Source organism: Agrobacterium sp. DE0009 (genome assembly GCF_007680755.1).
GTDB lineage: Bacteria > Pseudomonadota > Alphaproteobacteria > Rhizobiales > Rhizobiaceae > Agrobacterium > Agrobacterium tumefaciens_B.
On record NZ_VEIU01000001.1, the window covers coordinates 1022855 to 1048865 of the forward strand.

Sequence of the window (26011 nt, forward strand, 5' to 3'; positions counted from 1 at the left end):
GGCTGTAACCCTGCCCGCCCCCTCTGGATCGTCAGGCCTATCGATCCACCAGCACCGAGCATTTGGCGTGACGCACCACGCGGTCGGCCGTTGCACCGATGAAGTAGTTGGTAAAGTCAGGCGTGTGCGAGGCGATGATGATCAGGTCAGCCTTGTGCTCCTCGGCAGCGGCGATGATTTCGCGCGCGGGCGCACCGCTTCTGATTTCATGGCTACCCTTGAAACCGCTTCTAGCCTTGAGATCGGCGAGTTTCGCCTTGGCGTCCTTAATGGCATTTTCGATGAGGTCCACAGGCAGATCGATCGCCATGTAACCCGGCAGTTCCTCGACAACATTGATGAGAACGATCTCGCCGTCCGGGTCCAGCAACGCCTTGGCCTTTTCGAGAATTTTTTCTCCCTTGTCAGTGGCGCTGAGGTCTACCGGTACGATGATCTTCTTGTACATGGCTGTCTCCTGTGGCTTGATCCGTTATTTCCGTCTCGCTCATCATTCCCCGCCAGCGCGGCCTTTGCCTTGATCGAAGTCAAAGCCGCAAGAGGCCGACGAGCTTCATTGTCAACAAATAGTGGACAGTCAATCGTCTGCAGGCGATCTTTTCTGAACGACGAAAGCAGCCCATATTCACCTTCGACAAACGCCGCAAAGCGGCGTCGGCCGATCCTTCGGCGACCGATCCGCCCCGACGGGGCGTCGGATTCAATATGGAGATCAAGATGAGTGAAATCAAACAATTCGCCCTGACGCGGCCAGCTTATGTCGGTCAGGCGCACCTCGTCGTTCACGATCTGCCGCGTGTTTCGGACTTCTACCAGAAGATCATCGGACTCTCGGTCCTGGAAAAGAATGCGAGCGGCGAAGTGCTTGGTGTCGGCGGCCAGCCGCTGCTGACCCTCTCCACCTCTACCTCGGCGGAACGCGCGCCGCGCAACGCTGCGGGGCTGTTCCACACCGCCTTCCTGATGCCGAGCCGGAGTGATCTCGCCAACTGGCTGGCGCATGCCGCCCATAACAATATCCAGTTTCAGGGCGCCTCCGATCATCTGGTCAGCGAGGCGATCTATCTCGCCGACCCCGAAGGCAACGGCATCGAGGTCTATCGCGATCGGTCCCCTGACGAATGGACCTACCAGCCCGACGGCACCGTGGAGATGGCGACACTCGGCCTCAACCTTCAGGCACTTTACGACAGCGCGCCGAAGACGGCCTTCACGGGTGCTGCGGATGGAACCGCCATCGGCCACATCCATCTGCAGGTCGGCAATATTCCGCAGGCGGATGAGTTTTATCAGGATGTGCTGGGGCTGAAGATCATGGCGCGTTATCCGGGCGCGAGTTTCTTCGGGTCGGGCGCCTACCACCACCACGTTGCCGCCAATATCTGGAACAGCCGCGGGGCCGTGGCCCGCAAGGACAACATGACCGGCCTTTCCGGCTACTCGCTGAAATTCAACGAACCGGCCGCGCTCGAGCAGGCAATTTCCGCGCTCGACCGACTTGAAATTGCCACGGAAAGGCAAAGCGACGGGATCGTCGTGAAAGACCCCTGGGGCATCGGCCTGAAGCTATCTGCATAAGGCTAGACAGCGGGGCCGCTGAAATTTGCGCAGCCCCGGAACCGCCGGATTTCTCGGACGTTAATCGCCTTATTGGGGGATAGTCCGATGAATGAGAATGCCAAACCGGATCACGCCGGCCCTGCGACCTTGATCGCAGACCACGCTGATCCTCTCGCGACACCCGCATCGGTGTCGCAACGGGACGATGCGCGCAGCCAGCAGCCGCTGGGCCGCGAGGCGCTCGACGTTTTTGTTGCCTGGTCGGTCATCGGTATTTTCCTGATCATGTCCATGGCGGTCATTCATGAATTGTCGATGATCCTTATGCCCGTCGTCATGGCTGTTGTCGTTGGCATGATCCTCGGCATCTCGGCCGAAAAACTGGCCTCCTACGGCATTCCCGGCGCAGGCGTTGCCATCATCCTGTCCAGCCTTGTCGCGGCCGTCATCTTCTTCGTAGTGAATTCGCTGATCGATCCGATCTCGCAACTGGCAACGGAGGGCCCGGCCCTGATCGAGCGCAGCATCGACCGCTTCCTGCCCTACGTCGAAAATTTTCGTTGGTTGAATATATCCGCCGCCACATTCAGCATGGGCTCGATGTCGATGGAATCTCTGCTGTCGCGGAGCGGTGAAATCATCTCCCTGCTTGGCGCAAACGTGACACCTGCGATTGTTCAGGGCCTCATCTTCCTTGCGGCGCTGCTGATGTTTCTCTACAGCCGCCTGCGCCTGCGCAAGGCTCTCATCATGGCCTTTCCGGCACGCCATCAAAGGCTGAGAACCATTCGCATCATCGGCTCGGTGGAAAAGGTGCTGGGCACCTATTTTGCGACGGCTAGCCTCATCTACGCGGCACTGGGCGTCACGATGATCGTCATCGCCTATTTCGGCGGCCTCGCCATGCCGCTTCTCTGGGGGCTGTTTGCCTTTCTTTCGAGCTTTATCCCTTTTCTCGGCATTACATTGATGACCATATCGCTCACCGTCGCGGGCATCATCACCCATGACAACATGATCCTTGCACTGCTGCCAGCGGGCGTCTTTTTCACCGTTCACCTGTTGATGGAGAATCTTGCCTTCCCGGCGGTCGTTGGCCGCAACATGGAGATCAATCCCTTCCTCGTCTTCGTCATGATCATCTTCTGGACGTGGATGTGGGGCGCAGCCGGCGCAATGCTTGCCCTGCCGCTATCGCTCATTGCCATGACGGTGACGCGCGAGCTGTTCCCGTCGCGCAAGGTGGTGCCGAACCTGCCGGATTGAATGCTGGTTTTCGATTACCGGCGCTGGCGAGTGGTTTACCCCCTCGCCAGGTATTAAAGGGCGGCCCTTGGCCAACACCCAGCCCGCTCACGAAGCAAGCGGCATTTCCCGCGCCAGCCGCTCGCCCATGCGTCGCTCATGCTCGATCAGCCACCTCTTGCGCCACAGCCCGCCGCCATAGCCGGTCAGGCTGCCATCGGCGCCGATCACGCGGTGGCAGGGAATGACGATGGCGATCTGGTTTGCGCCGTTGGCGCGGGCGACGGCACGCACGGCCGACGGCCTTTCCATGGATGTTGCGAGCGAGGAGTAGCTGACGATCCTGCCCACTGGAATGGCCCGCAGGTTCCGCCAGACATCGCGCTCGAAAGCCGTGCCGTGGCCGGCAAGCCGGGTTTCGAAATTCGCAGCGCGGCCCGCGAAATATGCCTCAAGTTCTGCTTCGATCGTTTCGGTCACGGCCGTGCGGCCAAGCACCATATCCGCGCCGGTGCGCGTCTTCAGCCGTTTCAGTTCGGCGGGCAGTGCCGGCCGGTCGGCAAATTCAAGCAGATGCAGGGCGTGATCGTCGGCAACGGCGAGCATCGGGCCAACAGGCGTGTCGATCCAGGCGCCCTTAAGGAAGCCCTTGCCTTTCATGGCAGCTGGCGAGGTCCCGAAGAACTGGTTGATGGCCGCGCGAAAACCGCTGCCGGACTCGTATCCGGCATCGATCTGCGCACCAATCACCGCTTCGCCGGAGGCAATGCTCTCAGCCGCATCGCCAAGCCGCCTCAAGCGGGCGATTTCCAGAAAGCTCATGCCGAAACGGCGCTTGAACGCGCGCCGGACCGTCGATGGATCATGGCCGAGCGCCACGATATCATCCTCTCTCCAACGCCGCGCCGGGTCTTCCTCGAGCGCCGCCAGCAGCGAGGCGACCGTCTCGTCGGCCGCGCCGTAGGACAACATCGGCTTGCACCGCTTGCAGGGCCGGAAACCCGCTTCAAGGCATTCGGCGATGGTTTCCCGAAAGCGGCAATTCTCGATTTTCGGTTTGCGCGCCGTGCAGGTGAAGCGGCAGAAGATTTTGGTGGACGTCACGCAGACATAAGCCACGCCTTCATAGGCGGGGTCCTTGGCCACGAGGGCGGCGTAAAGCGTTTCGGTGTTGGGGCGTTTGAACAGCATCATGGAAGAATGCTAGCGCAAATCCTGGCGCCATGCCGCCGAAAAACGGGCGCGGATGTGGACATGTCGAACCATTCCCCCGGTAAAGGGCCCGCCTGCGGGTAACCCTTCGCCGATGCGCAAGAGGGCAGCGCTGACGCTGCCCTCTTGTCGATGTCAAACGTGAAGATTGACGACGTTTTCCAGATATTCCCGGCGACCGGATTTTGGCTCGGGATTGATATCCTCGCGCTCGACCAGTGCCGCGATCTCATCGAGCTACAGCTCCCCGCGCAGCATCTTCTGGGCTTCCGGCGAATCCCACTTGGCGGAGCGCTCCTTGAGCGGCTTCGACAACGCGCCGTCCTCGATCATCTTCGCCGCTGCCTTGAGAGCGCGCGCACAATCCATGCCGCCGATATGCCGATGGGCAGGTCCTGCGGATCGAAAAACTGGCAGAACGGTCTCCACCGCATCGGTGCCGACGACGATGACTTTGAATGCATAGCGCCTGGAGGCTCCAGCATAGCTCATCAGCCTGTCACAAAGTGTTTTTGTCGCCGAATATGGAGTTGGCCAGCGGAACCTCCAGTGCCGCAGACTGCCTGAACCCAGGCGCAGGAGCGCATCACGCTCTTGCGCCTGGCATTCATGAAAACATGGAATGAGAGCGTTTCCGCTGAACCTTCCTTCACCGCAAACGCTCTATCGCAACGGGAGCAGAGACATGACGACCACACAGGCCGCCGCCTATTACGCACAGATCCGTAAAGATACGGCAACACTTGCCCGCTTCGCCAATATCACCAACGAGGCCGAACTTGCCGAGGCGATCGGGGCCGATGCGGCCGCGCGTGGTTTTTCGCTGACGCCGGATCAGATCAAAGCCGGTCTCGCGGATCTGGGTGCTGTGGTGAAACAGGCAACCGCCGGAGAAGAACTCGCCGATTTCGAACTGGAGATTGTCTCAGGCGGAGGAGATTTCGTACAGGAAGTAAAGGACTTCGCGATCAAGCTCAAAACCTGCAAATGGTAGAAACATTTCGCGACGGAAAAAACGGGAGCGGCGGCCAGATCCGCCGCCCCACACTAGCTTGGAACGTTATGCTTAAACGTAACGGTTGACGACGTTTTCGAGATATTCCTGACGACCCGATTTCGGCTCGGGATTGATATCCTCGCGCTCGACCAGTGCCGCGATCTCGTCGAGCTTCAGCTCGCCGCGCAGCATCTTCTGGGCTTCCGGCGAATCCCACTTAGCGTAGCGCTCCTTGAGCGGCTTCGACAATGCGCCGTCCTCGATCATCTTCGCCGCTGCCTTCAGGCCACGAGCGCAGCAATCCATGCCGCCGATATGGCCGATCAGCAGGTCCTGCGGATCGAGCGACTGGCGGCGCAGCTTTGAATCGAAGTTGGTGCCGCCATTCTTGAAGCCGCCGCCAGCAAGAACATGATAATAGGCGAGCGCCATTTCCGGCACGTTGTTGGGGAACTGGTCGGTATCCCAACCGGACTGGTAGTCGTTGCGGTTCATGTCGATGGAGCCGAAGATGCCGAAGGCATTGGCCATGGCCAGTTCGTGCTCAAAGGAATGGCCGGCGAGGATGGCATGGCCCTGCTCGATATTGACCTTCACTTCCTTGTCGAGTCCGTTCTTCTGCAGGAAGGCATAAACGGTGGCGACGTCATAGTCGTACTGGTGCTTGGTCGGCTCCTGCGGCTTCGGCTCGATCAGGATCGTACCTTCGAAACCGATCTTGTATTTATATTCCACCACCAGATTGAGGAAGCGGCCAAGCTGGTCGAGCTCGCGGGAAAGATCGGTGTTGAGCAGGGTTTCGTAGCCTTCGCGGCCGCCCCACAGAACGTAGTTCGCGCCGCCGAGTTTCTTGGTGGCGTCCATGCAGGTCTTCACCGTTGCGGCGGAGAAGGCGAAGACGTCAGGATCCGGATTGGTCGCAGCACCCGACATAAAGCGGCGGTTGGAGAAGAGGTTGGCCGTGCCCCATAGCAGCTTCACGCCGGTATCGGCCTGCTTCTGCGCGAAATAATCAACGATCTCGTTGAGGTTCCTGGTGTTTTCGGCGAAGTTTTTGCCTTCCGGCCGTACGTCGGCATCATGGAAGCAATAGAACGGCGAACCGAGCAGCGAGAAAAATTCGAAGGCCACGTCCGCTTTCAGTTTCGCGGCCTGCATGCTGTCTTCGAACCACGGGCGCTCGAAAGTCTGGCCACCGAAGGGGTCACCACCCGGCCAGGTGAAGGTGTGCCAATAGGCAACCGCAAAACGCAAGTGATCTTCCATGCGCTTGCCGGCGACGATTTCGTCAGGGTTGTAATGGCGGAAGGCCAGCGGATTGGTGCTATCGGGGCCTTCATATTTGATCTTGGCGATATCGCCGAAGAAGCCTGTGCTCATTGGGTGGTTCCTCCTCTTGGGGTGGGTTTGAATGGTGTTTGAAAATTAAGGTCAGCGTTTGCCGCTTACCCCCCTCTGTCCTGCCGGACATCTCCCCTACAAGGAGGGAGATCGGCAAGACGATAACTTCGGCGCATCCTCAGCAATGTTAGAGATGGCCGGGACGGCGCAGCAATTCGATCTCCCCCCTTGTGGGGGAGATGTCCGGCAGGACAGAGGGGGGTAAACCGCACCCTCGACACCTCACTGCGAAAGCGCCCGAATAGCCGGATAAAGCGCATGGTACCGCCGGTAAGCCTGCTCATAGGCACCGGCCAGATCAGCCACAGGCTCAATCGTCCGCGCCGTTTCCGGCTGCGAGCACACCGCCACCGGATCAGCCCCGGTTGCGGCAATCAGGCCAAGGCGGGCAGCACCGAAGGCGGCGCCGAAATCGCCTTCCGCCGGAATATCGACGGGCACGCCGAGGGAGGTGGCGATAGACGCCAGCCAATAGGCCGAGCGCGAGCCGCCGCCGATGGCGGTGACGCGGGAAATTGAGGTGCCGGCCGATTTCAGTGCTTCGAGATTGTCCCTGATCGCGAAGGTCACACCCTCAAGCACGGCCTGGGTCAGCGCCTTGCGGTCGCTTTCATGCGATAGGCCGATGAAGGAGCCGCGGATGGCGGCGTCGTTGTGCGGTGTGCGCTCGCCGGAAAGATAGGGCGCGAAGGTGACGCCGGTCGGGGCAAGCAGCGTTTCGCCCAGTTCGCCGGTCAGATCGGCGGCGGATTGGCCTGTGAGGCGCGAGTACCAGTTCAGCGCATCGGTGGCGGAAAGGATGACTCCCATCTGGTGCCAGGTGTTTGGCAGCGCGTGGCAGAAAGCATGCACGGCGCTTTCCGGCTTCGGCAGATAGGAGGCATTGGCGGCGAAAAGCACGCCGGATGTGCCGAGCGAGACGAAGGCGTGGCCTTCCTTCACCGTGCCCATGCCGCAGGCGGAGGCCGCATTGTCGCCCGCCCCACCGGCAACGACGGCGCGGCCGGAAATCCCCCATTCGGAAGCCAGCTCCGCGCGCAGAACGCCCGCCTCATCCGTGCCTTCCACCAGAGACGGCATATGCTTTTCATCGAGTCCCGTCGCGGCAAGCAGCTCGGAAGACCATTTGCGTGCACCGGTATCAAGCCAGGAGGTGCCAGCGGAATCGGACATTTCCGAGATATATTCGCCGGTCAGCCAGAGACGCAGATAATCCTTCGGCAGCAGCACCTTGGCCACTTTCGCGAAGATCTCGGGTTCGTTCTTCGCCACCCAGGCAAGCTTCGGCGCGGTAAAGCCGGGGAAGACGATATTGCCGGTTATCTTTCGGAAACGCGGATCGGCGTCGAGTGCGGCAGCTTCAGCGTGGGAACGCGTGTCGTTCCACAGGATGCAGGGGCGCAGCACCTTGCCATCGGCATCGACAAGTGTTGCGCCGTGCATCTGGCCGGAAAGGCCGATGCCCTTCACCGCGGCAAGCTCTTTTGGAAACTTCTGCTTCAGGCCGGCAACGGCGGTTTTTGTCGCGGCAATCCAGTCGGCAGGGTCCTGTTCCGACCAGCCGTGATGCGGGCGCGAAACATCGAGCGAGCCGTTGGCCGAGCCGATGATTTTCTGATCGCCGTCCATCAGCAGGGCTTTGACGCCTGAAGTGCCAAGATCGAGACCGAGATACATATATTTCTCCATTCCGGCGCGCCATGCGCCACTTTCAGCAGTTTTATTCAGGGAAGATTGTCCCTGAGGAAGATGTCGATACGGATACGTTCCTGCGCGGCGATAACGGGCAGGCCATCGGCGCGCGCCTTCAGGACGCGGATGGCGCTACGCACCTCGTGGCCGGCATCCTGGTTGAGAACGGCATCCAGCAGCCCCTGCCGCAGCGCACTGGCAGTGTTTTCCGTGAGTTCATGGGCGATGACGGAAAGTGGTCTTTCACCATCGGCGGCGCCAAGCGCCTTGATGAGGCCTCGATTACCGGCACCGAGGCTGTAAATGCCGGCAAGGGTTGCATTGCCAAGCGCCTCGCGCACCAGCGTCTCGACGGTGAGCGGATCATCCCTACCCTCAAGAACCGGCAGCAGCCGCACCTGCGGAAATTCGTTTTCGATGACGGTGCGAAACCCTTCCAGACGCTCGCGGTGGTCACGCACCAGCATGGAGCCGGCGACAACGGCGACATCGCCGACGCGCCCTGAAAGGAAACGCCCCATCAGGCTTGCCGCCGTGCGCCCGGCCGCGACGTTATCGACACCGGCATAATGGTCGCGGCGCGACCCCGACAGGTCCGACACCAGCGTCACCGTGGCAATGCCATCATCGGCGAGCCGGTCCGCAGCCTCGGCCACATCTTCAGAATCGGTGGCGACGAAAGCCACACCCGACGGCTTCTCCCGCCGGGCCACCTCAAGCGCCTCCGTCAGCGCCGATGCATTGAATGGCGGGACCTCTATGACGCGTATTGCCGTGCGCTCCAGATGCGAACGGCTCGCGGCCGCCCGCACCTCGGCGCGCAGCGTCGCCATGAAGGAGTTATCATTGCCGGGCAGGATGAAGACCATCGAATAATTACGGCTCTTTGCCAGGTTGGCGGCTGCGATATCGCGCACGTAACCCAGTTCGGCAATGGCGGCTTCCACCCTCGCCCGGGTGGCCGCATGCACGCCCGGGCGCATGTTCAGCACCCGATCGATCGTGGCAAGGCTGACGCCCGCCCGTTCGGCGATATCGTGAACTGTCGGCTTCATGGCTCCTCCCTCCCCTTGCATATCCAGCTTTGCCGCCGTCGTAAATCGAAAAATGATGTACGTACCTCATATTTCGATGCAAGACGGCGATCCGTCGGTTTTCTCTCGCCCGCGTTGCCGCGTGTTTCTTCTCCCCCAGGGGGAGAAGAAACACGCGGCAACCGCTCGCCCCATTAAGCCAACAGGCAGAAAAAAGGGGCCGTTGTTTCCAACGGCCCCAGCTCTGCGGTGGATGGGAGGGGATTTTATCAGTGCGCCGCGTCTGGTGGCGGCGCTGCCTTGGGTTTCTGGATCAGGATCGTCATGAAGATCAGGCTGCCGAACAAAATCGTCAGCGCGAAGAAAACATCGGCGAACGCCAATATCCAAGCCTGCTGCGAGACCATCCCGACCATTTTCTTGACCGCGACGGAGGCACCATCCAGCCCATAGGAATCATAGTTGGCGCCGACACTGTTCAGCCATTCAAGCGCCTTCGGGTTGGAATAGCTGATATGTTCGGCCAGCCGCACATAATGGTCATCCGTGCGCTGCGACAGCATGGTGTTGATGACGGCAAGGCCGACGGCGCCGCCGAGGTTACGGGTAAGGTTGAACAGGCCGGACGCATTGCGGATACGCGCGGGCGGCAGCGTGCCGAGCGCGATGTTGTTGATCGGCACCATGCACATCATCAGCCCGAAACCGCGCAGGATCTGCGGGATCAGCAGCTCATAGAAATCCCAGTCCGTCGTCACATGCGTCATGATCCAGGTGCCGCAACCGAAGCTGATGAAGCCGATGGCCATCATGACGCGGGGATCGAGCTTTGTGGAAACTTTGCCGGCAATCGGCGCGGTGAAGAACATGGCAAGACCGGACACGAACATGGTCTCGCCGATCATCAGCGCATCATATCCCCTCACCCGGCCGAGATAGAGCGGGTAGAGATAGGTCAGGCCATAAAGGCCTATGCCCATGACGAAGGAGAAGAGCGAGCCGATCGAGAAGTTGCGGTCCGCAAAGGCGCGGATGTCAACCACGGGGAATTCCACCTTGAAGGCGCGCCAGAAAAACACGACAGCACCGATGGCCATGGCCACCGAGCCCAGCACGATGTGTTCGTCGTTGAACCAGTCCTTGTTGTTGCCCTCTTCCAGCACATATTCCAGCGAGCCGAGGAAGACCGCCATGGAGATCAGCCCCCACCAGTCGAACTTCTTCCAGAGCGACTTTTCCGGCTTGTCGAAATCGATCAGGCTCCAGGTCAGGATGGTGACGATGATGCCGGGAATGATGTTGACGAGGAACAGCCAGTGCCAGGAAAAGGCATTGGAAAGATAACCGCCGACCGTCGGGCCGATGGTGGGTGCAAGCGTAGCGACCAGACCGATGATTGGTGAGACGACCGAACGCTTCGATGGCGGGAAGATGGTGAAGGCAGCCGCAAAGACCGACGGGATCATGCCGCCGCCGATAAAGCCCTGGATCGCACGATACACGATCATCTGGTCGATATTGGTGGCGGTGGCGCAGAGCGCGCTCGATATGGTGAATCCAGCCGCACAGGTGGCGAACAGCACGCGCGTGGACAGGATGCGCGCCAGCGTGCCCGACAGCGGGATCATGATCACTTCGGCGATCAGATAGGAGGTCTGCACCCAGGCGATCTCATCCGAGCCGGCGCCGAGGCCGGCCTGGATTTCCGCAAGCGAGGCGGAGACGATCTGAATGTCGAGAATGGACATGAACATGCCGAAGACCATCGCGAAGAACGCGATGAGCCTGCGCCTGTCCATTGGGGGATCGGCGGGGATGGACGCCCCGCCCGTACCGACAACCGTAGCCGCCATGATCTTGCCCTCAACGGTGCGTCAGAGACGCGCCTTACTTGGCTTCCGGGTTAACTTGCGCCGTTCTGGTGCCTTCCGGCGCCGTGCGGGTATCGACATCGACAACGACGCTGAGGCCGGCGCGCAGATTATGCTTTGCAAGGTCTTCCTTGGAGAAGACGATACGAACCGGCACGCGCTGGATGACCTTGGTGAAGTTGCCTGTCGCATTTTCCGGCGGCAGCATGGAGAAGACCGAGCCCGAGCCGGGCGAGATCGACTGCACCGTGCCTTCAATCGTCGCATCGTCAAAGGCGTCGACATGCACGCGCACCTTCGAACCGGGCACGACGCGGGCAAGCTGCGTTTCCTTGAAATTGGCGTCGATATAAAGCTCGTTCATCGGCACCAGCGAAGCCAGGCGCTTGCCGACAGAAACAAGATCGCCGTTCTGCACCGCCAGATTGCCGATGACGCCGTCATAGGGCGCCTTCAGAACCGTAAAGGACAGGTCACGGGCGGCCTTGTCACGGGAAAGCTGCAGCGAACGGATCGTGCTCTCGGCTTCCTCACGCTGGGCGCGCAATAGTTCGACATTGGCCTTGGCGGAGGAGATGGCGGCATCGCCGGCGACGACATTCGCCTTCGCCTGATCGAGCGCGACCTGCGCATTGTCGGACGCGGCGACCGTGCCGACATCTTTCGCCTGCAGCTCGCTCGCGCGCTTCTGGGTGATTTCCGCACCACGCAGTGCGGCATCCAGTGCGCCCTTCTGGGCGACGGCCTGCTCGAGCGCCGCTTCGCCGCCAATGATCTGGGCGTCGATACGCTTCAGCGACAGTTCCTCGGTGCGGATCTGCGCTTCGGCCTGCTCAAGAGCAATGCGATAGTCGCCATCATCGAGCGTCACCAGCGGATCACCCGCCTTGACTTCCTGGTTTTCGATGACGTTCACCTTGGCGACATAGCCCGAAACCTTCGGCGCGATGACGGCGATATCGCCTTCGATATAGGCATCATCCGTCGAGACCAGAAAGCGGCCATCGACCCACCAGTTGTAACCGTACCAGCCGGCGCCAGCCAGCAAGGCGATCGCAATGACGGGAAGAAGCTTCGAGCGCTTCTTCTGCTTCGGCGCAGCCGTCGTCTGAGCAGGTGGCGCAGCCGGTGCCTCAGCCGGCTTTGCGGGAGAGGTCTCGGTCTTGGCGGAGATATCCGCCTCTTCCGCATCGTTGACGGCGCGAACCGCGCTATTCTTCTGGGCCGACATGAGAATGTACCGTGATAGATTAAAGAAAGTTTTTCGAACTGAACCGTTCGGTTCGATTGACTTAATCTCTTTCCTGACACATATCAAGTGTTATCGAACCGATTGGTTCGACGTTCGGTTAATTTTTTTACGCCGTTGTGGTGCTATGAGGCGGCAGGGATGGCAGGCGAAGACAGGGATATGGACACGCAAACGGAAACGGTCTGTCCGGGCAACACCGCCGGGCGTTTTGCAGCAGGCGAAGACCCGGCCAAACGCGACCAGATTCTGGCGGGCGCGTGGCGCGTGTTCAAGCTCAAGGGCTTCGATGCGGCCAGCATGAACGACATCACGCGGGAAGCCGGCGTTTCCAAGGGCACGATCTATGTCTATTTCTCCAACAAGGAGGATTTGTTCGCGGCCCTCGTCGACCAGCATCGCCAGGAATTCGCAACGTCCATGCGCAACATCCTGGCCGGCACCGAGGAGGTGCGCGAAGGCCTTAAACAGTTCGGCAAGGCCTTCGCGAACAAGATGATCTGTTCCGACATGGTCCCGGCCATGCGCTCGGTTATCGGCGTCATCGACCGCATGCCCAAGCTCGCGCAGCGTTTTTTCATCGCCGCGCCCAACAATGTCCGTACCGTGCTTCAGGATTTCATCGAGCACCACATCGCGCTTGGCCACCTGAAAGTGGATGATGTGGAGCTGGCTGCGCGGCAATATATCGAGCTTTCCACCGGCACGTTTTTCAAGCTGCGCCTCTTCGGCGAAATCGACGGCCCGGTTCCGGAAGAGGAGCTTGACCGGGTGATCGCCAGCGCCATCAGGGTATTCATGGCCGCCTACGGAACCGACAAGGCCTGAGATCATTCAGCAACGGCGCAAGCGCCGATACGCGGACTGCGCGAAATTTCGATGAAATTATGCGCATCGGAGACGCGATCTCCTTGTTTCTCGCGTATTGCGCTATAAATTCCACCCACCGAATATTCGGTTGGCCTTGTTGCTGAAAGGAAAATTTCCCTGATGGAGTCCGTTCTCCCTCTCCTGTCCGACCCCGCCGCCTGGGTGGCGCTCGTCACGCTGATCGTCATGGAGGTCGTGCTTGGCATCGACAACCTGATCTTCATCTCCATCCTCACCAACAAGCTGCCGCCCGAACAGCGCGAAAAAGCCCGCAAGATCGGCATCGGTCTCGCGCTCATCATGCGCCTTGGCCTGCTCGGCACCGTCGCCTGGATCGTGCAGCTCACAACACCGGTCTTCGAAGCCTTTGGCCATCCCTTCTCCTGGAAGGACATGATCCTGATTGCCGGTGGTCTCTTCCTCGTCTGGAAGGCGACCAAGGAAATTCACCACAATGTCGACCCTGAAGACCACAAGGAAGACATGGTGGGTGGTCCGGCCGCGATGAATTTCGGCGCCGCCATCGGCCAGATTCTGCTGCTCGACCTCGTTTTCTCTGTCGACAGCATCATCACCGCCGTTGGCATGACACCGCATCTGCCGATCATGATCGTCGCCGTCATCGTCGCCGTGACAGTGATGCTGCTGGCCGCAACCCCGCTGGCCAACTTCATCGAGCGCAATCCCACCATCGTCATGCTGGCGCTCGCCTTCCTGATGATGATCGGCACGACGCTGATCGCCGAAGGCATGGGCTTCCATGTTCCCAAGGGCTACGTCTATGCTGCCATGGCGTTTTCGGCGTTGGTGGAACTGCTCAATATGCTGGCCCGCAATGCAAGAAGCCGCAAGAAGGCGGGGACGAAAACGGTGCATTGATCGCACGCTCCTCCGTCATGCCGGACTTGATCCGGCATCCAGCCAGCCCAAGTCCTTGGGCTGGAAAGACCCTTCACGCCGCGCAGACGCGCGTCGGCTGGATACCGGCTCAGGGCCGGTATGACGGAGATAAATTGGCCCCTTGTCAAAACAATGGGCGTTGCGCATGCTTTCATCATGCGCCAAGGTTATGTTTATATTCTTGCATCCAAAAGAAACGGTACGCTCTATACTGGCGTAACAAGCGACCTTTCTCACCGTTTATATGAACATCAGAACAACCTGACGCCCGGATTCACAACCCGTTATGGGGTTAAGACTCTCGTTTGGTTCGAGACATACGATCTCGTCACCGACGCGATTGCTAGAGAAAAGAATATAAAAAACTGGCCGCGGGCATGGAAGATCAAGTTGATTGAAGATCTCAATCCGGAATGGGACGATATCGCTCATTATCTTCTCTAACGCCGCCCTCCTCTCCGTCATGCCGGACCTGATCCGGCATCCAGTCAGCCCAAGTCCTTGGGCTGAAAAAACTCCTCTCGCCGCGCAGACGCGCGACGGCTGGATGCCGGATCGAGTCCGGCATGACGGAGGATGCATGAACCCTCAGTTCCAGCAAAGGAACCGCATCACTCTACGTTGCGTTCTCCGGTATCTTCACCGATATAGCCTCTCCCCGCCGCCTCACCTTCGAAAGCATGAGCCAACATGACGACAGACCAGATTCTCGCCTTTACCGTCATCGCCGGCATGATGGTGGCGTTCATCTGGGACAGGTTCCGTTACGACGTCGTCGCGTGCAGTGCGCTCCTGGTGGCGATTGCACTCGGCGTCGTGCCCTTCGACAAGGCGTTTTCAGGTTTTTCCGATGATATCGTCATCATCGTCGGCAGCGCGCTGGTGGTCAGTTCGGCGGTGGCGCGTTCAGGCATCGTCGACATGACGATCAAGAAATATTTCCCCGAAATGCACTCCAAAGGCCTGCAGCTTGCCTTTCTGATGATCGTCGTTGCCGTCATGTCGGCCTTCATCAAGAATATCGGCGCCCTCGCCATCATGATGCCGGTTGCCTTTCAGTTCGCCCGCAAGTCCGGCAGCCCCGTTTCCTATTATCTGATGCCCATGGCATTTGCCGCGCTTCTCGGCGGGCTGATGACGCAGATCGGCACCTCGCCAAACATCGTCGTCTCCCGCCTGCGAGAAGAGATGACGGGGCAAAGCTTCTCAATGTTCGACTTCACGCCTGTCGGGGCCGGCCTGACCGTCATCGGCATCATCTTCCTGACGTTCGGTTACCGGTTGCTGCCGGTACGCAACCGGGAAAAGGCATCGGTGGAGGATATTCTCGACCAATCCGCCTACACAGCCGAAGCGACGCTGCCCGCAGATAGCACCTTTTCGGAAAGGCCGCTGCGCGAGCTTCTCAAGCAGGCGGATGGCGATGTCATTGCCAGCACCATCCTGCGCGGACCGAGGCGGATCTCGCCCTTCCCCGACGTGAAGCTGAAGGCGGGCGATACGGTTATGCTCGAAGGCAGCCCGGAGGGGCTCGATCGCATCGTATCGCAGGCAAAGCTACTTCTCTCGGGCAAGCCGCTGATGGAGAACGGCCAGAAAGCGCCTGACCTCATTTCGATGGAAGCCGTCATCAGCAATGAATCGGTTCTGAACGGCATTTCGGCGCGCGAACTCGCACTCTCCTATACCCGCGGCGTCAATCTCATCGCGGTCAGCCGGCGCGGCCAGCGCGTCAGCCAGCGGCTGTCGGAACTGACATTGCAGGCCGGTGATGTCATCCTTCTACAGGGCGGCCGCAAGAACCTGCCTCAGGTCTTGCAGGAATTTTCGCTGCTGCCGCTGGCGCAACGGGAAATCCTGCTTGGCGTTCAGCGCCGCGCATTTCTGCCGGTCATCGTGCTTGCCGCCGCCATGTTGGCCGCCGGCAGCGGGCTGGTCCCGGTCTCCGTCGCCTTTTTCGCGGCTGCTTTCCTGATGATCGTGGTCGGCGCCATTCCGCTCACCGAGGTCTATAAATCCGTCGATGGGCCGATCCTTGTGATGCTCGCCGCCCTCATTCCCGTCAGCGACAGTCTACGCACCAGCGGCGCCAGCGAGTTGATCGCAGGCTGGCTCGGGCATGCGGCGCAGGGTCTGCCGCCCTTTGCCGCGCTCGGCATGATCCTGCTCACCGCCATGGCGGTAACGCCTTTTCTCAACAATGCCGCCACGGTTCTGGTCATGGCCCCCATCGCTGCCGGTTTCGCCACCACGCTCGGCTTCCGGCCGGAGGCCTTTCTGATGGCGGTGGCGATCGGCGCTGGCTGCGATTTCCTCACCCCCATCGGCCACCAGTGCAATACGCTGGTCATGGGCCCGGGCGGATATCGTTTCAGCGACTACCCGCGCCTTGGCCTGCCATTGTCGATCATGATCGTCATCGTCAGCATCCCGATGCTGCTCTATGTCTGGCCGGTCAATTAAGGCCGGTCGCTAGTGCCCGGCGGGGCCTCAGATTCCATATTTCCTTGACGCCTGCGGCAGAATATGGCCTAAGCCGAAGCCGAACGGGAATATGAAAAAGGCGCTTTCTTTTCGCCTTTCGACATGATGTCCTGCCGCATCCAAACGAAAACTCCGTGATATCTGGGTAAAACGCTCCGATGTCACTGCCACGTCCACGACGAGTGAATTTCATGACCACTTCCGGCGTTCGCGTCCGCATTGCACCTTCCCCCACCGGCGAGCCGCATGTCGGCACCGCCTATATCGCGCTGTTCAACTATCTCTTCGCCAAGAAACACGGCGGCGAGTTCATCCTGCGCATCGAGGATACCGACGCCACCCGCTCGACCCTCGAATATGAGCAGAAGGTGCTGGAAGCGCTGCGCTGGACCGGCCTTACCTGGTCGGAAGGCCCCGATGTCGGCGGTCCTTACGGTCCTTACCGCCAGTCAGAGCGCAAGGCGATGTACTGGCCCTATGCCGAAGAGCTTCTCGAAAAAGGCCATGCCTTCCGCTGTTTCTGCACGCCCGAGCGGCTGGAGCAGATGCGTGAAGCCCAGCGCGCCGCCGGCAAGCCGCCGAAATATGACGGCCACTGCCTCAACCTGAAGGCCGAAGAAGTGACCGCCCGGGTTGCCGCCGGTGAAGCGAACGTCGTGCGCATGAAAATCCCGACCGAAGGCTCGTGCGATTTCCATGACGGTGTTTATGGCGATGTGTCGATCCCGTGGGATTCCGTCGACATGCAGGTGCTGATCAAGGCCGACGGCATGCCGACCTATCACATGGCCAACGTCATCGACGACCATCTGATGAAGATCACCCATGTGGCGCGCGGCGAAGAATGGCTGGCGTCCGTGCCCAAGCACATCCTGCTTTACCGTTATTTTGGCTGGCAGGAGCCGGTGTTCATGCATCTTTCGCTGATGCGCAACGCCGACAAGTCCAAGCTTTCCAAGCGCAAGAACCCGACCTCGATCTCTTATTACTCCGCGCTCGGCTACCTGCCGGAAGCGCTGATGAACTTCCTTGGCCTGTTCTTCATCCAGATCGCCGAAGGCGAAGAGCTTCTGACCATGGACGAGCTCGCCGCAAAGTTCGACCCGGAAGCGCTCTCCAAGGCCGGCGCCATCTTCGATATCCAGAAGCTGGATTGGCTGAACGGCCGCTGGCTGCGCGAAAAGCTTTCGCCGGAAGAGTTCATTGCCCGCACACTGGAATGGGCGATGGAGAATTCCCGCCTGACCGAGGGCCTGAAGCTTGCGCAGAGCCGCGTCTCCAAGCTCGGTGAGCTGCCGAACCTTGCCGGTTTCCTGCTCGCAAGCGACGCTGGTCTCACACCCGCTTCCTTTGCCGGGCTGAAGAGCAAGCCGGAGGAAATCCACGAGATCCTCACCACCGTTGCCGCAGACCTCGAAAAGATGCCTGACTGGAATGTGGAAGCCATCGAGGCCGAGCTGCGCGATGTGGCGGAACGGACCGGCAAGAAGCTGCGCGTCGTCACGCCGCCGCTTTTTGTCGCCATGTCCGGGTCGTCGCGCTCGCTGCCGCTGTTTGACTCGATGGCGCTGCTTGGCCGCTCCGTCGTGCGGCAGCGCCTGAAGGCTGCGATTACCGTCGTGTCCACGATGGTTGGCAGCGGAAGCTGATGATGACGTGCTGGCGGTGACGGCAGCACACTGAAATATACCCCTATGCTTGGGGTACCCCCCTCTGCCCTGCCGGGCATCTCCCCCTCAAGGGGGGAGATCGGATGCTGAACCCGCTCGATCCATGGGCAAGGTGCCAGCCGCTTGTCGATCTCCCCCCTTGTGGGGGAGATGTCCGGCAGGACAGAGGGGGGTGATCCAGAGCGCCACGGGTAACCGCAACGAACAAGCCCGCTAAAGGCGAACACGATGACCGACACCAAGACCGAAACCACCGCCCTTTCCTCCGACGCGACAGAAGTGCGCCGCCAGAAACTTGCGCTGCTGCGCGAGCAGATCGGCGACGTCTATCCGGCGCATTTCCACCGCACGATGAGCAATGCGGAACTCGCGGAAAAATACGCTGACATCGAAGCCGACGTCGAAACCGGTGATACGGTGACCGTGGCGGGCCGCGTTTATTCCTCGCGCAATTCCGGCATGTTCATGGACATCCATGACGCCTCGGGCAAGGTGCAGATTTTCTCGCACAAGGATACGACGCCGGAAGCGGCGCGCAACCTGCTGCCGATGATCGATATCGGCGACATCATCGGCGTGACCGGCAAGGTGCGCCGCACCAAGCGCGGCGAGTTGACGATCAATGCCGAAGAAATCACCATGCTGACGAAGTCGCTGCTGCCAATGCCCGAAAAGTGGCACGGCGTCTCCGACATCGAGCTGCGTTACCGCAAGCGTCACCTCGACATTCTCTCCAACGAGGAATCCAAGCTGCGCTTCCTGCAACGCTCGAAGATCCTCTCCGGCATTCGCCGCTTCATGGAGGCCGAAGGTTTCCTCGAAGTCGAAACGCCGATGCTGCAGACCGTCTATGGCGGCGCGACGGCCGACCCGTTCAAGACCTTCCACAACACGCTGAAGATGGACATGTATCTGCGCATCGCGCCGGAACTGTTCCTGAAGCGCACGCTGGTATCAGGCCTTTCCGACAAGGTCTTCGAAATCAACCGCAACTTCCGCAACGAAGGCGTTTCCACACGGCACAATCCTGAATTCACCATGATGGAGTGCTATTGGGCCTATGCCGATTACGAGGACATCATGGGTCTCGTGGAGCGGCTGTTCGAGACGCTGGCGATCTCGCTGCATGGCACCACCGAGGTGGAATTCCAAGGCCAGACGATTTCCTTCAAGGGTCCGTTCAAGCGCGTGCCGATGCCCGATGCGGTGAAGGGAGCAACCGGTATCGACTTCCTCGCCATCAAGACCGACGAAGAAGCGCGCGCTGCCGCCAAGGCCGCCGGTTTTGCCGTCGAGAAGGACTGGACCTGGGGCGAATGCCTTGCCTTCATCTTCGAAGAGAAGGTGGAAGGCACGCTGATCCAGCCAAGCCACGTTACGCATTTTCCGAAGGACATCTCGCCGTTTGCCAAGGAAGTGCCGGGCGAACCGCGCCTCGTCGAGCGTTTCGAAAGCTATTGCAACGCCTGGGAAGTGGGCAACGCCTTCTCCGAACTCAACGATCCGGAAGAACAGCGCCGCCGCATGGTGAAGCAGCTGGAACAGGCCCACGCCCGCGGCGAAAAGGACAAGCAGCTGGACGACGAGTTCCTCGACGCTATCGACCAGGGCATGCCGCCCGCCGGCGGCCTCGGCATCGGCGTCGACCGCCTGATCATGCTGCTCACCAACGCCCCGTCGATCCGCGACGTCATCCTCTTCCCGGCCCGCCGCAACAAGGCGGATTGAGGAACTAAGAGCGCTGCCCGGTTGAGAATTCCGGGCAAGCTGCAATCACTTGAAGTTGGTGGTGAAGGGTGAATATTCACCCTTCACCATAGATTTCAATGCCATGCGGCGTATCCGGAAATACAGACCGGACAAACTTTGCACAGACGCAAGCATGACAAGGCAGTGTCGGCTGAGCATGCCGCCGGCATGAAACAGGAACGCCTGCGCCGCAACCGAAGCCCTGTCAATGCCCCGTCTTGGCCTTTTCGCCATCAGCTTCCTCTGCCACCGCCGCCTCGCCCGCCTGCTTCTCCTCCGCCGCCTGTGCGGTGGTCGAGCCTTTGCCGAAGATCAGGGACTTGAGGTAACTCAGGCTGAAGATGCTGCCGCCATCGGCTTCCGGCGTTGAGGTCAGGAGTTCGTCGGTGCCGGTTTCGCCGTGCGCTTCGGGAGATGGCGTGTCGCGATCGGTTTCGGGGCTTGCTTCTCCGTGGCCGGTCTCGGCTGGGGTCGCGCCATGTTCGGCAGCCGCCTCGCCCTTGGTTTCGCCGTGGCCCTTGCCTTCACCGTGTCCCTTGGAGGACTTGCCGTCGTGACCGCCGCCTTCAGTGTCGGTGACGGGCGATGCACAGTCGGTGAAATCGCTGAGGCCCGCCGCCATGGCTTCGGTGTCTTCGAGCGGAAGATCGATGCGCAATCCGTAGAACTGCCCGCTGGCGTTGGCCGCACCATCGTAATAATAGGCAGAATAGCGGTGTGCATCCGCGCCTTCCGGAATTTTCGCCAGATCGGGAATGAAAACCACTTGGGCGGCAATCGCCCGGCCGCGCATTTCTGACCGTAATTGCGGCCCGTTGGCGTCGAGGACGGATACCTGAACGAGATCGGGTTTCTGCTTGTCATAGACGGCTTTTGCGACGCGCAAGGCGGTTTTCAACCGCTCCTTGCCGTCTCCACCGCTGGTGCGGACAAATTTGCGCACCCACAGGGCGCCGTTCTTGCGGATGTTGACCGTCTGGACCGCGTCGCAGGAAAGCCCGTTGGTGGCGGCATAGGATGGGCCGAGCAGCCGCTCGCTGCCGATGAAAACGGCAGCAGAACCGGTCGCACCTGCCAAAAGCAGGATCCCGCCTCCGATCATAACGAGCTTGCGCGAAAACCGCATTCGTCCGAATACAGCTTTCACCCGCAACATCCTGACATCAAGTACCCCGTTTTGCGCCCTCGCCCCACAACGTGGCTCGATGGATGAGGAACACGCGCAGGACAAGCTTCGGACCACGCTGTCCGAGCCTTGCGATAGTGCCGCTTTCTCATTGAAAAAAGTTTAATCCTCGATGCCCAGCCCGCGCAAAAACGCGTCATTTTCGGACATTTCCAAAATCTCCTGAATTGCGAATGATTTGCAATAGCGTTGACAAGAATGACTTTATGGCCGATGGTATTGCGAATTAGTTGCAACAAAATCTGGAGAGCTCCTTGAACTTCCATAAAATCCGGCATGCCGTTTTCGCCCTTTCTCTTTTCATCCCGGGCGTGGCGCTTGCCGAAGAAAAACCCGTGGTCGTGACGACCTTCACCATCATCGCCGATATGGCGCGCAATGTGGCGGGCGAGGCGGCGGACGTGGAGAGCATCACCAAGCCGGGCGCCGAAATTCACAACTACCAACCCACGCCGCGCGATATTCTCAAGGCCCGCAAGGCGAACCTGGTCCTGCGCAATGGGCTCAATCTGGAATTGTGGTTTGAGAAGTTCCTGGCCAACCTCTCCGGCGTTCCCGATGTGACGGTGAGCGACGGCGTGGAACCGATGGCGATCAGCGGCGGGGCCTACCAGGGAAAACCCAATCCCCATGCCTGGATGTCGCCCGATAACGCCCTGATCTACGTAGAGAATATCCGCAAGGGTCTTGCACAAGTCGACCCTGCCCATGCCGATATCTACGCCGCCAATGCCAAGGCCTATTCGGACAAGATCAAGGCGACCGTGCAGCCAATCCGCGATGCGCTGTCGTCCCTGCCTGAAGACAAGCGCTGGTTGGTCACAAGCGAGGGGGCATTCTCCTATCTCGCCCGGGATTTTGGTCTGAAGGAACTCTTCCTCTGGCCGGTCAATGCCGACAGTCAGGGCACACCACAACAGGTGCGCGGCGTGATCGACGCCATGCGTGCGCACAATATCAGGGTCATATTCAGCGAGAGCACGGTTTCGCCCGATCCCGCCCAGCAGGTGGCCAAGGAGACCGGCGCGGCCTATGGCGGCATCCTCTATGTCGACTCGCTGAGCGAGGCCGATGGTCCGGTGCCGACCTATCTCGACCTGCTGCGCGTGACGAGCGAAACCATCGCCAAAGGCCTGTCTTCATGAGAATGAGCAGTAAGAAAACAGGCGGCGGCCTGACGGTTCAAAATGCGACAGTCACCTATCGCAACGGCCACACCGCTTTGCGCAACGCCAGTTTCTCCATCCCCCGCGGAACCATCACTGCACTTGTCGGCGTCAATGGCGCCGGCAAGTCCACGATTTTCAAGGCGATCATGGGTTTCGTGCCGTTGGCGGCCGGATCCGTTTCCATTTTCGACCTGCCGGTGAAGGAGGCGCTGAAGAAGAACCTTGTCGCCTACGTGCCGCAGGCGGAAGAGGTGGACTGGAGCTTCCCGGTGCTGGTCGAGGATGTGGTGATGATGGGCCGTTACGGCCACATGAATTTCCTCCGCATCCCCTCGAAACGCGACCACCGGATGGTCGAGGACGCGCTAAAACGCGTCAACATGCTCGATTATCGAAAACGACAGATCGGAGAACTCTCCGGCGGCCAGAAGAAGCGGGTGTTTCTCGCCCGCGCGCTGGCGCAGGAAGGCCAGGTCATCCTTCTGGATGAGCCCTTCACCGGTGTCGACGTGACGACGGAAGAGCAGATCGTTGCCCTTTTGAAGGCACTGCGCGACGAAGGCCGCGTCATGCTGGTCTCCACCCATAATCTCGGCAGCGTGCCTGAATTCTGCGACCGCGCCGTCTTCGTCAAGGGGACGGTCCTTGCTTCCGGCCCGACGGAGGATACGTTTACCGAAGAAAACCTGCAAAATGCCTTCGGCGGCAGCCTGAGACATTTCATTCTCGGCGGCGCGGAGCTGCATGACGATGCCGATCCGCGCCGTCTCAAAGTCATCACCGATGACGAGCGGCCCTTCGTGATCTATGGCCGGAACGGCCAGAAGGAAACATTCCGACGCGCATCGAAGGACAAGGCTGATGATAAACAGTCTTCTTGAGCCCTTCACCTATGGATACATGCTGAACGCCATCTGGGTCAGCGCGCTGGTGGGCGGCGTCTGCGGTTTTCTCTCCGCCTATCTGATGCTGAAGGGCTGGTCGCTGATCGGCGATGCGCTGTCCCACGCCATCGTTCCCGGCGTCGCGGGCGCCTATATGCTGGGCCTGCCCTTTTCGCTCGGCGCTTTTCTCTCCGGTGGGCTTGCGGCCGGGTCGATGCTGTTTCTGAACCAGAAAACGCGGCTGAAGGAAGACGCGATCATCGGGCTGATCTTCACCTCCTTCTTCGGACTTGGCCTCTTCATGGTGTCGCTGTCTCCCACCTCGGTGAATATCCAGACGATCGTGCTCGGCAATATTCTCGCAATCACCACCGAAGACACCATCCAGCTGGCGTTGATCGGCGGCATCAGCCTCCTCGTCCTCTCGTTGAAATGGCGCGACTTCATGGTGGTCTTCTTCGATGAGAACCATGCCCGCACCGTGGGCCTGAAACCCGAAGTGCTGAAGGTAATCTTCTTCACCCTGCTTGCCGCCTCGACGGTCGCCGCATTGCAGACGGTCGGGGCCTTCCTGGTCGTCGCCATGGTGGTGACGCCGGGCGCGACGGCCTATCTCCTGACCGACCGTTTCGAGCGGCTGATCTTGATGAGCCTTGTCATCGGCGCGGCCACCAGCTTCGTCGGCGCTTATCTCAGCTATTTCCTCGATGGCGCGACGGGCGGCGTCATTGTCGTGCTGCAGACGGCGATCTTCCTCGCCGCCTTCATCTTCGCGCCGAAACACGGCCTGCTTGCGTCCAAAGCCAAGGCCCGCAAGGCGCTGGAGGAAGCGCCATGAGTGAATATCTCGAACTGGCCATTCTGCCGTTCCAGCTGCCCTTCATGCAATATGCCTTCGCCATCACGCTGATGATCGCGGTGCCGATGGCAATGCTTTCCTGCTTTCTGGTGCTGAAGGGCTGGTCGTTGATGGGGGATGCGGTTTCCCACGCCGTGCTGCCCGGCGTGGTGGTGGCCTATATCGTTGGCCTACCGCTTTCCATCGGCGCCTTCATTGCTGGCATGATCTGCGCACTTGGAACAGGTTTCATCAAGGAAAACAGCCGCATCAAGGAAGACACGGTGCTTGGCATCGTCTTTTCCGGCATGTTCGGGCTGGGGCTCGTGCTCTATGTGAAGGTGCAGAGCGATGTGCATCTCGACCACATCCTCTTCGGCGATATGCTTGGCATTGCGGCCTTGGACATGCTGGAGACGGGCGTCATCGCGCTGCTTGCGACGCTGTTCCTCGGCGTGCTGCGCAAGGATCTGCTGGTCAACGCTTTCGATGCGCAGCATGCCAAAGCCATCGGTCTGCCGGTGCGCCTGCTCCATTACGGCCTCCTGATGGTTCTGTCGCTCACCGTGGTCGGCGCGCTGAAGGCGGTGGGCATCATTCTATCGGTGGCGATGCTCGTTGCGCCGGGGGCCATCGCCTTCCTGCTGACCCGGCGTTTTTCCGCCATGCTGCTGGTGGCCATTACCGTTGCGGCCGCCTCGTCGCTTGCAGGCATCTGGCTGAGTTTCCTGATCGACAGCGCCCCTGCCCCGACAATCGTGCTCTTCATGAGCATCACCTTCGTCGCGACCTTCATCCGCACCACCTTGAAAGCGCGCCGCACATCCGCGGCCAGCGAGGCGGGCTTCTAAAGGAACGATTTTTGCGGGCGTGTGGAACATTTTCGCCTTTTGCGCGTCATTTTACCGAGCCTGTCGCGGGGCGGCTGGCTCGGGAAAATTCTGCAAAAGGGGAAGCGCCATGTTGAAATGGGCTCTTATTTTCTTCGTCATTTCTTTGATCGCAGGCGTGTTCGGGTTCACCGGAATTTCCGCTGCGGCGGCGGGCGTTGCCCGCATCCTGTTCTTCATCGCCGTGGTGATCTTCCTGGTCTTCCTCGTGCTTGCACTGATGGCCGGCAGCGCTGTCGTGTGAATGAAAAAGGCGACCGGTTTTCACCCCGGTCGCCTCGCTTTTCTTCCATATAACTTTATCAGCCCGTCCAGCCGCCATCGATCACGTGGATCTGGCCGGTGGTGAAACCTGCCTCGTCGGACGCAAGGTAGGTGACGAGCGCTGCGATTTCTTCCGGCGTTGCAATGCGGCCCATCGGCTGGCGCGCGATGAAGTCGGCCAGCGCCTGTTCGTAATTGCCGGTGGCGCGCAGACGGTCGTGCAGCGAAGGGCTATCGACAGTGCCGGGGCAGATCGCGTTGCAACGGATGCCCTTGGTGACGAAATCGGCCGCAATCGCCTTGGTGAGACCCACGACGGCAGCCTTGGAAGCCGTATAGGCGAAACGGTTCGGCACGCCCTTCACGCTTGAAGCGACCGAGGACATGTTGACGATGGCGCCTTTGCCCTTTTCCAGCATGCCGGGCAGGAAGGCGCGGCACGTGCGGTACATGGCCTTGGCGTTCAGGTCGAAGGAGAAATCCCAGTCCTTCTCCTCGCATTCAAGGATGGTGCCGGCATGAACGAAGCCCGCGCAGTTGAACAGCACATCCGCATGGCCGATATCGGCCGCGAAATCCTTGACGCCGTCGCCGTCAAGCACGTTCAGAACCCGGGTTTCCGCACCTTCCAGGGTCGAAAGCGTCTGCTCATTGATATCGGTAGCGATGACGCGCGCACCGAGCGAGATGAAGCGCTCCGCCGTCGCCCGCCCGATACCCTGACCGGCGGCGGTGATCACCACTGTCCGGCCGTTAAAATCCTGCACCATGGATAGCCTCCCGCTAAGGCGCGCCCACCTTTCACGATGGACCGCTGAATTCGATTGATCTCAAATATGGATCGAC

General features: G+C 60.1%; 23 protein-coding genes and 1 pseudogene. 14 read left to right on the forward strand and 10 right to left on the reverse strand.

The window, feature by feature from the left end:
- Positions 1-37: 37 nt before the first annotated feature.
- Entirely contained in the window at positions 38-448 is a 411-nt protein-coding gene (locus FS804_RS05205) for a universal stress protein (RefSeq protein WP_144575295.1), read from the reverse strand.
- A gap of 269 nt (positions 449-717) precedes the next feature.
- On the opposite strand from FS804_RS05205, the gene FS804_RS05215 reads away from it, so the two are divergent.
- Together FS804_RS05215 and FS804_RS05220 are read left to right on the forward strand one after the other, a co-directional pair.
- Positions 718-1578, forward strand: coding sequence for a VOC family protein (locus FS804_RS05215; RefSeq protein ID WP_144575298.1), 861 nt, complete (start codon positions 718-720; stop codon positions 1576-1578).
- 87 nt (positions 1579-1665) lie between these two features.
- The gene (locus FS804_RS05220; protein WP_144575301.1) at positions 1666-2826 is read left to right on the forward strand and encodes an AI-2E family transporter; all 1161 of its coding nucleotides are present in this window, start codon (positions 1666-1668) and stop codon (positions 2824-2826) included.
- 87 nt (positions 2827-2913) lie between these two features.
- On the opposite strand, the gene FS804_RS05225 is transcribed toward FS804_RS05220, so the two are convergent.
- Both FS804_RS05225 and FS804_RS05230 read right to left on the reverse strand, forming a co-directional pair.
- Positions 2914-3999, reverse strand: coding sequence for a bifunctional transcriptional activator/DNA repair enzyme AdaA (locus FS804_RS05225; protein ID WP_144575304.1), 1086 nt, complete (start codon positions 3997-3999; stop codon positions 2914-2916).
- A gap of 153 nt (positions 4000-4152) precedes the next feature.
- Positions 4153-4430: pseudogene (locus FS804_RS05230) on the reverse strand (xylose isomerase); the annotation flags it as partial.
- 272 nt (positions 4431-4702) lie between these two features.
- On the opposite strand from FS804_RS05230, the gene FS804_RS05235 reads away from it, so the two are divergent.
- The gene (locus FS804_RS05235; RefSeq protein WP_144575309.1) at positions 4703-5011 is read left to right on the forward strand and encodes a hypothetical protein; all 309 of its coding nucleotides are present in this window, start codon (positions 4703-4705) and stop codon (positions 5009-5011) included.
- Positions 5012-5083: 72 nt separating this feature from the next.
- Here the strand turns inward: FS804_RS05235 and xylA are convergent, their stop codons facing one another.
- The 5 genes from xylA to FS804_RS05265 all read right to left on the reverse strand — a co-directional run bounded on the left by xylA (position 5084) and on the right by FS804_RS05265 (position 12243).
- Positions 5084-6394, reverse strand: coding sequence for a xylose isomerase (xylA, locus tag FS804_RS05240; protein WP_063950911.1), 1311 nt, complete (start codon positions 6392-6394; stop codon positions 5084-5086).
- Positions 6395-6637: 243 nt separating this feature from the next.
- Entirely contained in the window at positions 6638-8092 is a 1455-nt protein-coding gene (gene xylB / locus FS804_RS05250; protein WP_144576332.1) for a xylulokinase, read from the reverse strand.
- A 47-nt stretch (positions 8093-8139) separates the two neighbouring features.
- Complete coding sequence (locus FS804_RS05255; protein ID WP_144575312.1) at positions 8140-9162, reverse strand: LacI family DNA-binding transcriptional regulator; 1023 nt, start codon at positions 9160-9162, stop codon at positions 8140-8142.
- A 248-nt stretch (positions 9163-9410) separates the two neighbouring features.
- The gene (locus FS804_RS05260; RefSeq protein WP_144575315.1) at positions 9411-10994 is read right to left on the reverse strand and encodes a DHA2 family efflux MFS transporter permease subunit; all 1584 of its coding nucleotides are present in this window, start codon (positions 10992-10994) and stop codon (positions 9411-9413) included.
- Positions 10995-11028: 34 nt separating this feature from the next.
- Positions 11029-12243, reverse strand: coding sequence for an HlyD family secretion protein (locus FS804_RS05265; protein ID WP_063950907.1), 1215 nt, complete (start codon positions 12241-12243; stop codon positions 11029-11031).
- 159 nt (positions 12244-12402) lie between these two features.
- On the opposite strand from FS804_RS05265, the gene FS804_RS05270 reads away from it, so the two are divergent.
- The 6 genes from FS804_RS05270 to lysS all read left to right on the forward strand — a co-directional run bounded on the left by FS804_RS05270 (position 12403) and on the right by lysS (position 19913).
- The gene (locus FS804_RS05270) at positions 12403-13089 is read left to right on the forward strand and encodes a TetR/AcrR family transcriptional regulator (protein WP_144575318.1); all 687 of its coding nucleotides are present in this window, start codon (positions 12403-12405) and stop codon (positions 13087-13089) included.
- A 162-nt stretch (positions 13090-13251) separates the two neighbouring features.
- Complete coding sequence (locus FS804_RS05275) at positions 13252-14010, forward strand: TerC family protein (RefSeq protein WP_063950905.1); 759 nt, start codon at positions 13252-13254, stop codon at positions 14008-14010.
- A gap of 153 nt (positions 14011-14163) precedes the next feature.
- The gene (locus FS804_RS05280; protein WP_246665859.1) at positions 14164-14475 is read left to right on the forward strand and encodes a GIY-YIG nuclease family protein; all 312 of its coding nucleotides are present in this window, start codon (positions 14164-14166) and stop codon (positions 14473-14475) included.
- 246 nt (positions 14476-14721) lie between these two features.
- Entirely contained in the window at positions 14722-16494 is a 1773-nt protein-coding gene (locus FS804_RS05285; protein WP_063950904.1) for an SLC13 family permease, read from the forward strand.
- Positions 16495-16706: 212 nt separating this feature from the next.
- Positions 16707-18164, forward strand: a complete 1458-nt coding sequence (gene gltX, locus FS804_RS05290; protein WP_144575321.1) for a glutamate--tRNA ligase — start codon at positions 16707-16709, stop codon at positions 18162-18164.
- Between the two features lie 249 nt (positions 18165-18413).
- Positions 18414-19913, forward strand: coding sequence for a lysine--tRNA ligase (gene lysS / locus FS804_RS05300; protein WP_144575325.1), 1500 nt, complete (start codon positions 18414-18416; stop codon positions 19911-19913).
- A gap of 226 nt (positions 19914-20139) precedes the next feature.
- Here the strand turns inward: lysS and FS804_RS05310 are convergent, their stop codons facing one another.
- Positions 20140-21090, reverse strand: coding sequence for a hypothetical protein (locus FS804_RS05310; protein WP_246665849.1), 951 nt, complete (start codon positions 21088-21090; stop codon positions 20140-20142).
- A 284-nt stretch (positions 21091-21374) separates the two neighbouring features.
- Here FS804_RS05310 and FS804_RS05315 point away from each other — a divergent pair, with 284 nt between their 5' ends.
- The 5 genes from FS804_RS05315 (at position 21375) to FS804_RS05335 (ending at position 25145) form a co-directional block, all read left to right on the forward strand.
- The gene (locus tag FS804_RS05315) at positions 21375-22265 is read left to right on the forward strand and encodes a metal ABC transporter substrate-binding protein (protein WP_063951101.1); all 891 of its coding nucleotides are present in this window, start codon (positions 21375-21377) and stop codon (positions 22263-22265) included.
- Positions 22262-23170 carry a manganese/iron ABC transporter ATP-binding protein gene (locus tag FS804_RS05320; RefSeq protein WP_305765042.1) on the forward strand — a complete coding sequence of 303 codons (909 nt, stop codon included), beginning with the start codon at positions 22262-22264 and terminating at the stop codon, positions 23168-23170. The genes FS804_RS05315 and FS804_RS05320 overlap by 4 nt, the downstream gene beginning before the upstream one ends.
- A complete protein-coding gene (locus FS804_RS05325; protein WP_063950898.1) occupies positions 23151-24011 on the forward strand; it encodes a metal ABC transporter permease in 861 nt (286 codons plus the stop codon). Before FS804_RS05320 ends, FS804_RS05325 begins: the two co-directional genes overlap by 20 nt.
- Entirely contained in the window at positions 24008-24862 is an 855-nt protein-coding gene (locus FS804_RS05330; RefSeq protein WP_144575337.1) for a metal ABC transporter permease, read from the forward strand. Before FS804_RS05325 ends, FS804_RS05330 begins: the two co-directional genes overlap by 4 nt.
- A 109-nt stretch (positions 24863-24971) precedes the next feature.
- Entirely contained in the window at positions 24972-25145 is a 174-nt protein-coding gene (locus FS804_RS05335; protein WP_003499086.1) for a DUF1328 domain-containing protein, read from the forward strand.
- 58 nt (positions 25146-25203) lie between these two features.
- Here FS804_RS05335 and FS804_RS05340 read toward each other — a convergent pair whose 3' ends face one another.
- Positions 25204-25935 (reverse strand): SDR family oxidoreductase, encoded by a 732-nt coding sequence (locus FS804_RS05340; RefSeq protein ID WP_144575340.1) that lies wholly within the window; start codon positions 25933-25935, stop codon positions 25204-25206.
- Positions 25936-26011: the final 76 nt, after the last annotated feature.